This is a genomic window from Rodentibacter caecimuris (genome assembly GCF_010587025.1).
In the GTDB taxonomy this organism is placed as follows: Bacteria; Pseudomonadota; Gammaproteobacteria; order Enterobacterales; family Pasteurellaceae; genus Rodentibacter; species Rodentibacter caecimuris.
The window spans coordinates 2,025,574-2,042,064 of sequence record NZ_CP040863.1 but is presented as its reverse complement, the minus strand read 5'-3'; the positions used below and the strand labels follow the sequence as shown (position 1 = coordinate 2,042,064).

At 39.6% G+C, this 16,491-nt stretch carries 12 protein-coding genes; 7 read left to right on the top strand and 5 right to left on the bottom strand.

The window, feature by feature from the left end:
• The first annotated feature begins 3 nt into the window (after positions 1-3).
• Positions 4-1,368, top strand: a complete 1,365-nt coding sequence (locus tag FEE42_RS09955) for a sensor histidine kinase (protein WP_164028404.1) — start codon at positions 4-6, stop codon at positions 1,366-1,368.
• 108 nt (positions 1,369-1,476) lie between these two features.
• Here the strand turns inward: FEE42_RS09955 and iolG are convergent, their stop codons facing one another.
• The 3 genes from iolG to iolD are packed head-to-tail and all read right to left on the bottom strand — an operon-like array spanning position 1,477 to position 5,367.
• On the bottom strand, positions 1,477-2,487 hold the full coding sequence (gene iolG, locus FEE42_RS09950; RefSeq protein ID WP_164028402.1) for an inositol 2-dehydrogenase: 1,011 nt from the start codon (positions 2,485-2,487) through the stop codon (positions 1,477-1,479).
• A gap of 2 nt (positions 2,488-2,489) precedes the next feature.
• Complete coding sequence (gene iolE / locus FEE42_RS09945) at positions 2,490-3,386, bottom strand: myo-inosose-2 dehydratase (RefSeq protein ID WP_059368038.1); 897 nt, start codon at positions 3,384-3,386, stop codon at positions 2,490-2,492.
• Between the two features lie 43 nt (positions 3,387-3,429).
• Entirely contained in the window at positions 3,430-5,367 is a 1,938-nt protein-coding gene (gene iolD / locus FEE42_RS09940; RefSeq protein ID WP_164028401.1) for a 3D-(3,5/4)-trihydroxycyclohexane-1,2-dione acylhydrolase (decyclizing), read from the bottom strand.
• Positions 5,368-5,675: 308 nt separating this feature from the next.
• Here iolD and FEE42_RS09935 point away from each other — a divergent pair, with 308 nt between their 5' ends.
• Positions 5,676-7,586 (top strand): bifunctional 5-dehydro-2-deoxygluconokinase/5-dehydro-2-deoxyphosphogluconate aldolase, encoded by a 1,911-nt coding sequence (locus FEE42_RS09935; protein WP_164028400.1) that lies wholly within the window; start codon positions 5,676-5,678, stop codon positions 7,584-7,586.
• A 57-nt stretch (positions 7,587-7,643) separates the two neighbouring features.
• On the opposite strand, the gene FEE42_RS09930 is transcribed toward FEE42_RS09935, so the two are convergent.
• Together FEE42_RS09930 and iolB are read right to left on the bottom strand one after the other, a co-directional pair.
• On the bottom strand, positions 7,644-8,501 hold the full coding sequence (locus FEE42_RS09930) for a MurR/RpiR family transcriptional regulator (RefSeq protein WP_135969533.1): 858 nt from the start codon (positions 8,499-8,501) through the stop codon (positions 7,644-7,646).
• Positions 8,502-8,633: 132 nt separating this feature from the next.
• Entirely contained in the window at positions 8,634-9,461 is an 828-nt protein-coding gene (iolB, locus tag FEE42_RS09925) for a 5-deoxy-glucuronate isomerase (protein ID WP_164028399.1), read from the bottom strand.
• Between the two features lie 245 nt (positions 9,462-9,706).
• On the opposite strand from iolB, the gene FEE42_RS09920 reads away from it, so the two are divergent.
• From FEE42_RS09920 to FEE42_RS09900, 5 genes are all read left to right on the top strand, one after another.
• Positions 9,707-11,215: a CoA-acylating methylmalonate-semialdehyde dehydrogenase gene (locus FEE42_RS09920; protein WP_164028398.1), complete on the top strand. Its 1,509-nt coding sequence runs from the start codon at positions 9,707-9,709 to the stop codon at positions 11,213-11,215.
• An 84-nt stretch (positions 11,216-11,299) separates the two neighbouring features.
• Positions 11,300-12,439 (top strand): Gfo/Idh/MocA family protein, encoded by a 1,140-nt coding sequence (locus tag FEE42_RS09915; protein ID WP_164028396.1) that lies wholly within the window; start codon positions 11,300-11,302, stop codon positions 12,437-12,439.
• A gap of 283 nt (positions 12,440-12,722) precedes the next feature.
• Positions 12,723-13,661: a substrate-binding domain-containing protein gene (locus FEE42_RS09910; RefSeq protein ID WP_164028395.1), complete on the top strand. Its 939-nt coding sequence runs from the start codon at positions 12,723-12,725 to the stop codon at positions 13,659-13,661.
• 181 nt (positions 13,662-13,842) lie between these two features.
• Entirely contained in the window at positions 13,843-15,348 is a 1,506-nt protein-coding gene (locus FEE42_RS09905; protein WP_164028394.1) for a sugar ABC transporter ATP-binding protein, read from the top strand.
• A 48-nt stretch (positions 15,349-15,396) separates the two neighbouring features.
• Positions 15,397-16,350, top strand: a complete 954-nt coding sequence (locus FEE42_RS09900; RefSeq protein WP_059368064.1) for an ABC transporter permease — start codon at positions 15,397-15,399, stop codon at positions 16,348-16,350.
• Positions 16,351-16,491 lie beyond the last annotated feature (141 nt).

The window sequence follows — 16,491 nt, the reverse complement described above, 5'->3', positions numbered from 1 at the left end:
AGGATGAAAAACTCTCTTCAACTGCGCTTAACTTTAGCCTTCACCGCCCTATTCACTCTCGTGGCGCTAAGCGCAGGCGGTATGTCGTTTTATAACACCTACCGAGAAACCAATAAACTGCAAGATGAAATGTTGGAACGATTTTCAGGGTCAGTCAATTTATCGGAAAATCCGACCGCACTTTTACCGCCCAAAATGCTTGACGGGCGTGTTCGGGTCTATTTTGACCGCAATCGCCCCGATGTCCCTTCAACAGATTTTCCTCCACAAATGGCGGAGGGATTTCACAATTTAAAAAAAGAGGGGAAAAAATATCGCCGTATGCTCGCCGAGAATATGCCACGAAAAATTCGCCCTTATCAACATGAAAAAAACGCCGACCAACTATACCGCACTTATGTACGCAACACGCCGCAAGGCAGAATTATCGTGATTCAAGATAACAGCTATCGCGAAGCCTTGGCATTTCGTCAGGCGTGGACAAGTGTATTACCGCTACTTGTATTATTTCCGCTTGTGATTTTACTCACCATGGTGATTGTGAGACTCGCCATGAAACCGGTGCAACGCCTATCAAAAAAAGTGGAACAGCGACACGAACAAAATTTGCAACCCTTGCCAACGGATTATCTTCCAACTGAAATCCGTGGATTTGTGGTGGAAATTAATCGTTTATTATCACGCATAAACGGCTTTATTCAGCAACAAAAACGTTTCATTGCCGATGCCTCACACGAATTACGTAGCCCGATGACCGCACTTTCTTTACAAGTAGAACGGCTTACCACACAAAATTTACCAACAGAGGTAAACAACCAAATTAGGGGCGTCAAGCAAGGTATTCAGCGTAGCCGTCATTTATTGGAACAATTACTTTCCCTTGCCCGTTTGCAAAATCAAGTAGAAAAAATCGATACCGAAGTCAAAATACAAACCATTTTCCGCCAAGTTATTGAAGATTTGCTCCCCCTCGCGTTAGAAAAACAGCAAGATTTAGGAGTGGAGGGTGAACAAGACATAACATTTTATGGTAATGACACGGATCTCTATTTACTCATCAAAACCCTGACCGACAATGCCATTCGCTATACGCCAAACGGCAGCCAAATAGACCTAAGTACGCAAGCTGTTCCCGAAGGGCTCATATTGAAAGTGGAGGATAACGGTAAGGGAATTCCAAAAGAAGAACGGCAACGTGTGTTGGATCCTTTCTATCGCATTCTAGGCTCGGAACAACAGGGATCAGGACTTGGTTTAGCAATAGCGACGGAAATTGTGAAACATTACAACGGCACATTGAAGTTAAAAGACAGCGAAAAGTTTAAAACGGGTCTATTGATTGAGATATGGCTACCATATAGAAGCTGATTCAGTGGGATTAACGTAGAGCGTAAATATTTGATATTTTAACAAGTGCTTCATCCTGTCTTTTATAGGAAGAAAGCATTCCATTATGCGGAATGCTTTCTTACAGTATTAAACAATTTCGCTTATTTTAACCGGTCGCCCTTCATCAAGAGAACGTTTCGCCGCCAGAGCAATAATAACCGGCTGTAATCCGTCATTTCCCGTCACTAACGTAGGTTTATCACTCATAATAGCTTCAACAAAACAAGCCATTTCCTCTGCAAAAGATTGCATATAACGTTCTAAAAAGAAATATTTTGGTTTTTCCGCAATAACCCCCGTTTCACAGGAATAAACCGCCGTTGAATCGACATCATTTTTGGTTTGAACCGAACCTTTTGAACCGAATACTTCGGCGCGTTGATCATAACCATAAACCGCTTTACGGCTATTATCGATCACCGCGATAGCACCATTTGCAAGCGTTAACGTAATCACCGCCGTATCAATATCGCTGGCTTTCCCAATTTCCGGATTAACCAACACGGCTCCGACCGCATAGACTTCAACCACCTCGCTACCCGATAAATATCGAACCATATCAAAATCATGGATTGTCATATCGAAGAACATTCCTCCGGACACTTTTACATACTCAATAGGAGGAGCATCCGGATCTCGGGATGTAATGCGAATTAAATGGGGTTCACCAATATCTCCATTTTCTACTCGCATTTTAATTGCTTTAAAATTATGGTCGAAACGACGGTTAAACCCCACTTGGAATTTTACCCCTGCTTTTTCTACTTCATATAACACATCTTTAATTCTGTTAATATCGGCATCTATCGGTTTTTCACAAAAAATATGCTTTCCGGCTTGAGCCGCTTCAATTGAAATAGGAGCATGAGTGTTAGTTGAAGAGCAAACCAATACGGCATCAATTTCCGGGTCTTGAAGAATTTGTTTGTAATCCTCATAGATATTTGGAATGCCCATTTCTTTCGCCCAATTAATTAGTTCCTCTGTTATTTTTACATCTGAAATGGCTTTAACTTCCGCCCCTTTGACATACTTTGCAATACTCTCAGAATGCACACGACCGATACGCCCGGCCCCAATAATACCAACCTTAATCATATTTATATCCCCGCTGTTTCTTTAATGTATTGACGACCTTTCACCGCATACTCAAACGGATTGGCTATCGCCGGATCCTGTTCGGCTTCTACCACCATCCAACCTTTGTAATTGTGTTTATCCAGAATGTCAAAAATCGGTTTGAAATCTATAACGCCGTCTCCCGGAACGGTAAATGTCCCTTTACGAACCCCCTCTAAGAAACTTAAGTTCTTTTCTTTTACTTCCGCAACAACCTCATCACGGACATCTTTTAGGTGGACATGACAAATGCGATCGATATATTTTTCTAATACTTTAATCATCGCTTGCTGAGAACCCTCAGAGTAGTAAATGTGACCGGAATCAAAGAGTAAATAAACATTATCATCAACCATTGACATATATTGATCAATTTCAGCCGGAGTTTGAATCCCTGTGCCCATATGATGATGCAAGCAAACTTTCATCCCTTTTTCTTCTGCGAGTTTGGCAAGTTCCTTATAACCCTCAGCAAGTTTTTGCCATTCTTCTTCAGTAAAGATCGGTTTTTCTTTAAAAACGGATTTTGTCGTACCTTGAATGCTGCGACTCTGTTCCGAACAACCGATAACCATCGCCCCCATTTCATGTAAAAAGTCACGATGCTTAATAAATTCTTGTATCGTTTCCTCTTTTTTACCGTCAACAAAAAATGTACTAAACCAAGCATTACAGATTTGAATACCACGGGCATTTAATTTACGCTTCAAGAGTGCTACATCACGTGGATATTTATTACCCACTTCACAGCCGGTAAAGCCGGCGAGCGCCATTTCGCTAATGCATTGTTCAAAGGTATTTTCCTTACCCAGATCCGGCATATCATCATTAGTCCAACCAATCGGGGCAATACCTAATTTTACATTTTCAGCTTTCATCGTTTTTTCCTTACTCATAAGAGAATTAAATGTAAATACGGCGCTAGTAGCGTCTTGCTTTGCGAATATTTTTCAAGCTATGTTGATATGCTTCCTGAATACTCTCTTTTTCCGAGACTTCTGCCACGCCCACATGCCACCAACTTCCATAACCGTGAATCATTGTTTTTGGTAAAACTTTAACATCAATTAAAGTTGAAACAGATTGCTGTTTTGCATCCGCAAGTGCAAACCGTAGTTCTTCTTCATTTGTAACCTTATAGGTTTTACAGCCATAAGAAGCGGCATTCATCGCAAAATCAATCGGTATAAACTTGCCATCCAGTTGGTTCGTTGCCGGATTTCTGAATCGAAATTCTGTTACAAAGCTCCCCATCCCATGACCGATTTGTAAATTGTTAATACAGCCGTTAGTCATATTGTCAAATACAACTACATTGATTTTTTTACCCTCTTGAATAGAAGTCACAAGCTCCGAATGCAACATCATGTAGGAACCGTCTCCCAATAGGCCATAAACTTCTTTTTCAGGTTGTGCCAATTTAACGCCTAAAGCCGCATTTATCTCATACCCCATACAAGAATAGCCATATTCCAGATGGTAAGTGTTTTCGCCTTTTGATTGCCAAGCCCGTTGTAAGTCACCGGGGAGACTGCCGGCTGCACCGACTATCACACTATTTTCATCTAACACTTCATTTAAAATTCCGAGTACCCGACTTTGAGGTAAACAAGATTTCGTAAGGTTAATAAATTCCTCATAGACTTTCTCTCTCTCTAATGCGTCATCCACTTCCGGAATAAAATAATCAGAATAGGTAATATGATAGAGACGCTGTAATTCTTCATTAAAACGTTGCTTCGCCTCTGATATTTGATTTCCCCAGTTCGCTAAGTAGTGAGCCGATTGTAAAAGTGCGGTCAGTTTTTCCAATGTTTTTTTCGCATCCGCAACAACTTGTATTCCATCAAGTTTATAAGCATCAAATCGGGCAATATTAATATTTAAATATTTTGCATTTGGATTTTGGAAAAGCCATTTTGAAGAGGTGGTAAAATCGGTGTACCTCGTTCCTATCCCAATAATGAGATCCGCATCTTTTGCAAGTAAATTAGCGGATAAACAGCCAGTTTCACCAATACCGCCTACATTAAATTCATGAGAAGAAATGACCGCACTTTTTCCTGCCTGCGTTTCCGCAAACGGAATATGGAATACTTCCGCAAAAGTTTTTAATTGATCTGCCGCTTCAGAATAACGAACACCACCACCGCAAATGATGAGAGGCTTCTGACTTTTCATAATGAGATCAAATGCCGAAGAAAGCATCGGTTCGGTTGGTAACGTTCGTTCAATTCGATGAATCCGTTTTTGTAAGAAATAGTCAGGGAAATCATAGGCTTCAGACTGAACGTCTTGTGGGAGTGCGATAGTCACGGCCCCCGTTTCCGCCGGATCCGTTAAGACACGCATCGCATTTATGCAAGCCGTCATCAGTTGCTCTGGACGGCTTACTCTATCCCAATACTTGCTCACTGCTTTAAAAGCATCATTGGTACTAATACTCAAATCGTAGGACTGTTCAATTTGTTGTAACACCGGATCCGGTTGACGGGTGGCAAAAACATCTCCCGGCAACAAAAGAAGTGGAATTCGGTTTGCCGTAGCTACTGCTGCAGCCGTAATCATATTCGCCGCACCGGGTCCAACGGAGGAAGTACAAGCGTAAATTTTTCTACGTAAATTTTGTTTTGCAAATCCCGTAGCCACATGTGCCATACCTTGTTCGTTACGCCCTTGTCTGACAATCAGTGATCCGCTTTCTTGTTCAAGTGCTTGGCCAATTCCCAAAACGTTGCCATGACCAAAAATACCAAATACTCCTTCAATAAATTTTGTGACTTTGCCATCAAATTCTACATATTGATTATCAAGAAATTTTATCAATGCCTGTGCAACAGTTAATCTTGTCGTTTTCATTGCGCCCTCTTCAAGATCATTTGATATGAGTTGTAGTATATTTATGCTTTTTTTAAATTGGAATATTTTTGAAATAAAAATTTCACTTTTGAGACATAGATCAAATTTTTAACCTAAATACTCAACCTTTAGCTTACTTTACTCATATTCTCATAAAAAGTAAGTGTAGATAACCGAGCCAATTTACAAAATTTTAGCCGGATATGTGATCGACATCTCAAAACTATTTTTTTAAAGTTGATTTTTTATGAAAAAAATATTTCAATTAATCTAGAATGAAATTTATAGAAAACAGAAGAGGTCACACTATGAAAGAGATTGAAAAAAAATTAGATCTTATTTGCCTAGGACGTGTTGCAGTTGATTTTTATGCTCAGCAAATTGGAGCCAGATTAGAAGATGCGTCGTCATTTTCTAAATACCTTGGCGGTTCTTCGGGTAACGTAGCTTACGGCACGGCGGTTCAAGGTGTGAAATCCTCCATGTTGGCACGTGTCGGTAATGAACATATGGGACGTTTTCTCCGTGAAGAACTCCAACGTGTCGGAGTGGATACCAGCCACCTTATCACCGATAAAGAGCGGTTAACTGCCCTTGTTATTTTAGGAATTAAAGATCAAGATACCTTTCCCCTCATTTTTTATCGTGAAAATTGCGCGGATATGGCGATTACTAAAAATGATTTTGACGAAGCGTATATTGCCTCGGCAAAAGCATTAGCAATTACAGGAACTCATTTATCCCACCCTAAAACACGTGAAGCCGTATTAACCGCCTTAGAATATGCGGGAAGAAATAACACAAAACGTTTACTTGATATCGATTATCGCCCTGTTTTATGGGGGCTGACGTCATTAGGTGACGGTGAAACACGCTTTATTGATTCGGAAGCCGTCACAAAATCATTGCAAGAAGTATTACATCATTTTGATGTTTTGGTCGGAACGGAAGAAGAGTTCCATATTGCCGGAGGTTCCACAGATACCTTAACGGCATTAAAAAATATTCGCCGATTCACTCAAGCAGTTTTAGTCTGTAAACGCGGTTCGTTAGGTTGTTCGGTTTTTGAAGGCGATATACCGAATGACCTTGACGGTGGTCTCAATGTATATGGGGTACGCGTTGAAGTCCTTAATGTTCTCGGTGCAGGTGATGCCTTTATGTCAGGATTAATTCGAGGCTATATTAACAATGAGGGTTGGGAACAATCTTGTCGTTATGCAAATGCTTGCGGTGCTTTGGTCGTTTCCCGCCATGGCTGCGCTCCTGCTATGCCGACAAAAGTCGAATTAGATAATTATTTAGCACGTGAGAAATTTGTTCCCCGTCCGGATCTTGATGAAGAACTTAATCATTTACACCGAGTGACGACTCGAAAAACGCAATGGGATGATTTATGTATCTTTGCTTTTGATCACCGTAAACAACTTGTCGATATGGCAAAAAAAGTTGGCGCCGATATTACGCTAATACCGAAATTAAAGCAGCTTCTCTTAAAGGCGGCAGAAAAAGCAGCAAATGAAGAAAATATTATCCACGGAAATGCCGGTATCTTAGCAGATACCACTTTCGGGCAAGCAGCACTTAATGAAATTACAGGTAGAAAATGGTGGATTGGCCGCCCAATTGAGCTCCCTTCTTCTCGTCCTTTACGTTTAGAGCATGGTGATCTTGGTAGCCAATTAATCAGTTGGCCACAAGAACATGTGGTTAAGTGTTTAGTATTTTATCACCCAAAAGATGAGCCGGGAATGAAGTCTGAACAAGACGAAAGTTTGAAACAAATTTATCAAACCTGTTGTAGAACCGGACATGAATTTCTACTTGAGGTCATTTTGCCCCATGACATGGCACAAGATGTAAAATATTATGCTGAAATAATTGCTCATTTTTATCAATTAGGTATTAAACCGGATTGGTGGAAATTACCCGGTTTATCTTCATCAGAATGGGATAAAATCAGTGGATTAATCCAAAAAAATGATGCCTATTGCAGAGGTATTTTAATTTTAGGTTTAGATGCACCGGAAGAACAATTTGAAGCCATTTTCAATGCCGCAGCCAATAAACCGTTGGTTAAAGGATTTGCCGTAGGAAGAACCATCTTCGGGCAACCCTCAATAGAATGGTTGGCAGGTAAATTAAATGATGAGGAATTGATCCTACAAGTTTCCGAACGTTATCAACGCCTGATCAAACTTTGGAAATCGCGTAATTAACCTTATTTTATATCTAAGAAAAATGCCCCTTGATGTTAAAAATCGGGGGCATTTTTATCATTCTTTTTCTTTTTCTTTTTCTTTTTCTTTTTCTTTTTCTTTTTCTAAACCGAGTGTAATCGCAAGAGTTTGAACAAGGCTCATTGTTGCGCACTGAGAGCGAAATCCTAATACTTGGGCTTCTTTTATGATAAAAGAAACATCACTAAAAGCTAATAACGGACTAATTTGGCTATCGGTAATCGCAATTTGTTGAATACCTTTTTTCGCAGTCGTCTGAGTAATATTAAGCGTTTCATTAGCATAGGGTGAAAAACTAATAGAAACCACCACGTCTCCGGCTTTTACTTGATTAAGTTGTTCATCAAACATACCGCCTAATCCGTTAATTAAGAAAGAGCGACAATCTAAATGATGTAACGCATAATTTAAGTAACAAGCAATACTAAAAGAACGTTTTAATCCAATAATGAAAATATTATTGGCTTCTTTTAGTATTTTCACTGCCGCATAAATTTGCTCATTTTCAGTGTTATTCGCTAATTGTTGTAATGCCTGACTATTCGCATGTGCAAATATTGCTAAAATATTTTCCGGAGATTCACTTCCTTCTACTTGGTTAATTTTATGCGACAATTGTAAACGCTCGGTGTAATTTGTCGTTTTCTCCATTAAATTCTCGCGGAAAATCTGTTTCATTTCGTTGAAACCGGAAAAACCAAACTCAGCGGCAAACCGAATCAATGTAGAAGGAGGAACATTTGCTTTTTCTGCTATTGTTGCAACGGTATCAAAGGCAACACTATCACTGTTATCTAGAATATATTGAGCAACTTGTTTTAATCTTTTACTTAAACCGTCGTAACCTGTTTGAATTTCAGTTTTCAACATTGTTAATTGAGATTGCTCTTTCATATATGTTTACACCTTAATTGTTCAAATATTTTTAGTATCCTATCCGGTTAAATAAATATTTCAAGAAAAACGGCCATTTTATTAGAAAAATGACCGCACTTTTAAATAATAGTATTTTGATTCTAGAGTAAATTAAAACTTCTTCTCATATTCTTCCGTATTAATCCAGCTATGATCTTGTTCCCAAGTGAATTTCCATTTTCTTACGGGGCCCGCCATAACATTTAAATAATAATTATCATACCCTGCAATTGTCGCAACAGGGTGATAACCACGGGGAACTTGAACCACATCACCATCATAAACCGCCATACATTCGTCTAAGGATCGATCCTCCGTGTACACACGTTGTAGGGCAAAGCCTTGAGACGGAGAGAAACGATGATAATAGGTTTCTTCCAAATAGGTTTCAGTTAATGAATTTTTATCGTCATGCTTATGGCTTGGGAAAGAACTCGTATTACCTTCATCGGTAAAGACTTCAACAACCAACAAGGCATCGGCGCTTTCTGTTTCAGGTAAAATATTATGAACAAGACGTTTATTATTGCCATATCCCCTTTTTTCTATGCCAATGTCCTCAGGTTTAATCAATCTTATTGGCAGGCAGCCTTGACTTGGCGCTCGACAGACCGCTAATTCTAAATAACTATCCGCTTGAATAATGACAGATTGTGAGTGAGGAACATAAAATGCATAGGGTGGAATTCGTTCAAAAGGCGTACTACGATTACCTATCTGAATAAAAGTTTCTGTTGCAGTTTTAAATGTCGCTTTCCCCGCAACAATCACAAAACAAACCTCCGTATTTTGTGTATCAAATTCAAGTGTTTGTTGTGCCTGTAAATGATACATTTCGAATCCTACATAATCCCACCCTGCCGTTTTAGGTGTGATTTTTTGGACTTCACCATTTTTTTCCGGATGATTTTTTCTTGATTTAGACAGTAAATTCGCCATATTTTCTCCTTTAAATTCCCTAGAAATCACATTTTAGTCTCCATCATACTCCATTTATTTATGCAATCTATGATGACTTTTCCAAAACTAGACACAGATCACAAAAATGAAATAAATATTTCATTTTAACCTTTGACTGATTGAAAAAAGCATATTAATTTCATAATCTGTATTGACTAACTCTAATCACTATACTGCGTTTAGGATTAAAAATAGCTTACTTGATACGATATGAGGAGTTCAACATGGAAACTGTCTATAACTTTATTAACGGTAAACAAGTTCCAAGTAGAGGAACAGAAGCATTCCCGATTTACAATCCGGCAACAGGTGAACAAATTCGCCAAGTCATCATGAGTACATCGGACGATGTGTATGAGGCTATTGATGTGGCTCATCATGCCTTTGCGGAATGGTCTGCAACATCTCCGCTCCGCCGCTCACGCATTATGTTTAAATTTAAAGAATTATTACAAAGAGATTGGGATGCACTAGCTAAAATCATTGTTGAAGAACATGGTAAAGTTTACTCTGATGCTTGTGGCGAATTAACCCGTGGTCTGGAAGTGGTTGAGTTTGCATGCGGTATTCCTCATTTACTTAAAGGAGAATTTTCTGAACAAGCCGGACGGGGAATTGATATTCACTCTTCACTTCAATCGTTAGGCGTAACGGCAGGCATTACCCCGTTTAACTTTCCCGCTATGGTACCGATGTGGATGTTCCCAGTCGCCCTTACTTGCGGTAATACCTTTATTTTAAAACCAGCAAAAGCAGATCCTTCACTTTCTATTAAGCTCGCAGAATTATTAAAAGAAGCCGGTTTGCCGGATGGTGTTTTCAATGTTGTTCATGGCGATCGCCACGATAATGAAATTTTATTACGAGATCCAAGAGTACACGCTATCAGCTTTGTAGGCTCTACTCCTGCCGCTGCACATGTATATAAAATGGGTGCTGAATTCGGTAAACGGGTTCAAGCTTTTGGTGCAGCGAAAAATCATGCCTTGGTTATGCCTGACGCAGATATTGAATCAACAGCCAATGCGCTATTGGGCGCCGCATTTGGTGCCGCCGGTGAACGCTGTATGGCAATTTCTCTGGCGGTTACAATGGATGACGAAACAGCAGATAAATTAATCGCTACGTTAAAACCTAAAGTTGAAGCACTTCGTTACGGGCCTGGAATACCAAAAGAAGGTGAAAAAGAAATGGATTTTGGCCCTCTTATCAGTCAACAACATCTTAATAATGTTACCAATTACATAACAAAAGGTGTGGAGGAAGGTGCAACGTTGCTTGTGGACGGACGTGGTAAAAAACCGATTGGACATGAAAACGGTTTCTTTATTGGCGGCAGTTTGTTTGATAACGTAACCCCTGATATGGTGATTTATAAAGAAGAGATCTTTGGCCCGGTTCTTGGCATTGTTCGGGCGAAAAACTTTGAGGAAGCCATGCGATTGATTAATGAACATCCTTACGGTAATGGTACGGCAATTTTTACTGCTGACGGTGGTGCGGCACGTGAATTTGCCTATCATGTTCAAGCCGGTATGGTTGGAATTAATGTTCCGATTCCGGTTCCCATGTCCTTTCATAGCTTTGGCGGTTGGAAGCATTCGGCCTATACCACATTAAATATTTATGGGCCTGACGGAGTACGTTTCTACACCAAAATGAAAACCGTCACAACCCGCTGGCCGAATAAATACGTTATTGAAAATGCCGCATTCAGTATGCCGACATTATAATTAAATAATTCAACTCAGGAGATAGCGAACTCAGAAGCTATCTCCTTTACTTTATGTTGTTGATATTTAAAAAAGGAAAACATCATGAAACAAGTAAGAATTGGTTTAATCGGTACGGGATATATTGGGCGTTGTCATGCTATTGCATATTCGCAAGTCGCGACTGTTTTTCCGCTCGAAGCGCAGCCCGTGTTAGATTATTTGGCGGAAATTACCCCGGAATTAGCCGAACAAAAAGCCAAAGAGTTTGGCTTTCAGCGTTCTACCGGAAACTGGCGCGATGTTGTAGAAGATCCAAATATTGATGTAGTTGATATTTGTACACCAAACTTTCTACATAAGGAAATTGCCTTGGCAGCCATTGCAAACGGCAAACATGTCTATTCTGAAAAACCACTCGCATTGACAGCGACAGATGCCAAATTAATGTATCAAGCATCAAAACAAGCCGGAGTGAAAACCCTAGTGGGATTTAACTATATCAAAAATCCGACAACCCAATTAGCAAGGGAAATCATTGCAAAAGGGGAAATCGGTGAGGTTATCCACTTCTATGGTACGCATAATGAAGATTATCTTGCCAATGAAAATACACCATTAGATTGGCATTGTATAAAAGAAAAAGCCGGTTTAGGTGCTTTAGGAGATCTTGCCGCACACATTGTTCAAATGTCTCAATATTTATTAGGACAAGAAATTCATTCGGTTATTAGTGATATGCAAACCGTCATTAAAACAAGACCCAATCCCCAAAATTTACAAGAGCGTTTACCAGTGGAAAATGAAGATCAAGCAACGGCACTAGTTCGTTTTAGCAATGGATGTATGGGTACGATTGAAACCTCCCGTATTGCTTGCGGGCGAAAAATGGGGTTAAGTTATGTGATTACCGGTACGAAAGGATCAATTATCTACACGCAGGAACGAATGGCGGAATTAAAACTGTATTTACATGATGAAAATCCGGCCAGACAAGGCTTTAAAACGATTTTAACCGGGCCGCTTCATCCTGATTATAGAAATTTTTGTGTCAGTGCCGGACATGGAATAGGTTTTAACGATCAAAAAACGGTGGAAATAAGAGATTTGATCAACGGAATTTCTAAAAATTCGACCGCACTTTATCCCAATTTTGAGGAAGGCTATAAAGTCTCAAGGGTATTGGATGCTATCGCATTATCTTATGAACAAAAACGCTGGGTTAATGTAGAAGAAATCGTATAACCACAACTTCTTTCACCTCATAAATAGGTGCTGTAACGCACCTATTTTCATTTCACAAAATGGATTAAAACTTCTACTATTTTTTAATAAAAAAATTTAGTTCTAAAATAAGATCTAGCTCACACTTTTGAAATTTGATTATTGCACGTGATATAAGCTAAATGATATACATACAAATAGATTATTTATTTTATATTTTTAATTTGTGAAATTTAAATTTCTTAAAATATTTCAATAAAGTATGTTTTTTGCTATTCGTCAACTCAATCAAAGGAGTAATCTTATGAAAAAAATACTATTGGCATTGCTATGCGGTAGCGCTCTACTCACCTCACAAGCCAGCGTGGCTAAAAATATCGTCATCGGTGCGCCAATGGTTGCCTTCTCAGATAAATGGCAAACCTATCTTCAGGATGCTATCCGTGAATTCGATAATGCTCACGATGATGTTGAAATAAAACTTGCCGATGCTAACGGAGATCCCGCCCGATTACTAAATGACGCAGAAACATTTATTGATCAAAAAGTCGATGCCTTATTGGTTGTTCCAACCGATCCGAATATCGTTAAAGTTATTGGTAGAAAAGCTAAACGAGCCGGTATTCCCCTTATCGTTATTAATCGCAAACCATTAGATGAAGATATGCAGTACGTCACCAGTTATGTGGGCTCCGATGAAATTGAGGGCGGACGTATTCAAGCAGACTTTATTGTCAATACGTTACAAGGAAAATCCGCTGAAGCCGCTATTTTAATGGGCCCTTTAGGTCAGGATGCACAAATTAAACGGACACAGGGTAATAAAGAAATTTTTGCCCAAAATAAAAATATAAAAATCTTCACCGAGCAAGAAGGAAAATGGGATAGAGCTAAGGGCTTAGAAATCGCAGAAAACTTACTTGCCGCAAATAAAAATCTAAATGTTGTCGTCAGTAATAATGACGAAATGGCGATTGGTGCCGTCTTAGCTGGGCGAAAATTAGGTCTTAAAGATGAAGATCTCCTGATTATCGGTCTGGATGCGACTCCGGATGCATTGGATTATCTTGGCAAAGGGTTAGATGCAACCGTGTTTCAATCTGCTGCCGGCCAAGGTATGACAGGAGCTGAAATCGCATATTTAGCCGCGAAAGGAGAAAAAGTACCGGCGGTGAAATGGGTTCCCTTTGAACTGGTAACGCCGGACAAAAAAGAAGAATATCAAGCAAAATACAAAAAATAATTTCCTTATCGACTATAACGGAAAGGATAACATTGTCCTTTCCCATTAAAAGAACAAATCAAAAATGTGAGACACCCCATATCAAAGGAATCATATTAATAAAATATAAGGCGTAAATTGACCGCACTTTCTAACAATGACGCCGGGAATATCCGTTCTTAATCGATTTAAGGAGTTAAAAATGGCTAATAATCCTCACTCTCCCTACATTTTAGAAATGAGAAATGTATCAAAAACATTTCCGGGGGTAAAAGCACTTGATGCAATTAATCTTCGTGTCAGACGTGGCAGTATTCATGCATTAATGGGTGAAAATGGCGCTGGGAAATCTACTTTAATGAAAATACTATACGGGATCTATATCCCTGATGAGGGAGGAGAATTAATTTTAGACGAAAAACCCTTTAAACCAAGCCGCCCCATTGACGCGATTCGTCGCGGATTGACGATGGTGCCACAGGAAATTTCCCCAGCTGCCAATTTAACGATTGCCGATAATTTTTATTTAGGTCGTGAAATCACGCAAGGCAAGTTTTTCCTTGATCAAAAAGCAATGAATGAGCAAGCGTCAGCCATTTTAAAAGATCTCGGCGTTCCAATGGATGTTACGCTCAAAATGTCCGAAGTATCGGTGGCAAAAGCACAGTTAGTGGCTATTGCCACCGCAGTTTCCAATGATGCAAAAATCATCATTATGGATGAACCGACAACCTCATTAACCGAAAATGAAGTGGAGCAACTTTACCGTATTATTGAAACCGTGAAAGCGAGAGGGATCGCGATTATTTTTATTTCCCATAAACTCGATGAAGTTTTCCGTGTATCCGATGAGATTACAGTCATTCGTGACGGTCAATATGTCGATACCAAACCAACCAAAGAGGTCACCAAAGAGCAACTTATCTCCATGATGGTTGGGCGTGATATGTCCGAGATGTTTCAACGTGAACGTTTTGAACCTTCCAATGAAACGATACTTGAAATAAAAAATTTTACTCGGGCGGGGCATTATCAAGATATTAACTTTTCTGTACGCAAAGGTGAAATTTTTGGTATTGCCGGGTTAGTCGGCGCAGGACGCTCAGAGATCGTAGAGGGATTATTCGGTTATAAGCCGGCAGACAGTGGAGAAATCTATATTAAAGGCAAGAAGGCACACATCAACAATCCGCTTGATGCGATGAAATATAAAATTGGTTTTGTGACAGAAGATAGAAAGCTAACCGGACTCTTTCTAAATCTTAGTGTGACCGACAACATGATTATGCCGAAAATGTCACCATATCTTGATAATCTCTTAGTTTCAGCCACAAGAGCTCAAAAGACAGCAAACGAACAAAAAGTAAAATTAAAAATTAAAACGCCAAATGTCGAAGTTATTACCAATAACCTTTCCGGCGGAAATCAACAGAAAGTATTACTTGCCCGATGGCTGCTATTAGAACCGGATATTCTAATTTTAGATGAGCCAACAAAAGGAATTGATGTGGGAGCAAAAGCGGAATTATATAAACTGATGGTTGAACTATCAAAACAAGGTAAAACCATCATTATGATTACCTCAGATATGTTGGAACTTTTATCCATGAGCGACCGTGTCATGGTCATGCACGAAGGACACCAAGTGGGCATAATTCCTCATTCGGAGCTAACACAAGAACGGGTTCTTGAATTAGCTTCAGGCTAGTTTTTGATCCATCACCATCGGTTTTTAACAAAAAATAAGAGGTTTAATATGGAAAACGTGACATTGAAGAAAATCATCAATGCTTATGGAATGGTCTTAATTTTAATTCTTCTGTTTTTAGGATTATCGATTTCAATTGATGGTTTTTTCTCGGCAAGAACCATTTGGAGTATTATTGAACAGGTCTCTATGTTTGGTATTATCGCCATTGGTGTGACATTTATCATTATCACAACCGGCATTGATTTATCATCAGGGTCGGTTGTGGCATTAACCGCCGTGGTTTCTGCTTCAGTCGTAACGGGCGGAGATACGGTATCCGCCGCCCTGCTTGCTTTTTCCGTATCAATTCTAATTGGTGCTGGATTGGGATTAGTTAACGGCGGACTAACCGCTATCGGCGGTATTCCACCGTTTATCGCCACATTGGGAATGATGATTATTGCTCGTGGTGCAGCGCAACTTTATTCCGACGGTCGTCCGATTGATGCCTCTTCCGAAGCTTTTACTTGGATTGCCGATGTGAATATTTTCGGATTACCGGGCTTGGTATTGCTATATATTTTAATTGTTATCTTCAGTCATATTTTACTTAGCCGTTCAACATTTGGTCGCCATGTTTATGCTGTCGGGGGAAATTTAAATGCGGCAAAAATTTGTGGTATCAATACGAATCGAACCCTCATCTGGGTTTACATTCTTGGCGGAGCGCTATCCGGTTTAGCCGGTGCCTTATTGGCAGCCCGAACTTATGCCGGAAACCCGTCTTACGGTTTAGCTTGGGAGCTGGATGCCATCGCCGCTGCCGTGATCGGCGGAGTATCCTTAAGCGGTGGCTTCGGTACGATTCCAATGTGCGTTGTCGGTGCATTAATTATTGGTACAACCAATAAAGGACTGAATATGCTTGGTGTTGATCCATACTGGCAACAAATTGTAAAAGGTGCGATTATCGTTATTGCCGTGTTACTCGACACATTAAAACGTCGTAAAAAAGGTTAATCAATATCAACAAATTTTTGATATAAAAGGCTTATGTCCCAACGGGAAATAAGCCTTTATATCGTTCAATCGTCCTATTTCCTTGCATTATTTCCTTTACAGTGTCAAACTCACTGCAATTTTTAATACCTATCAAAAAGC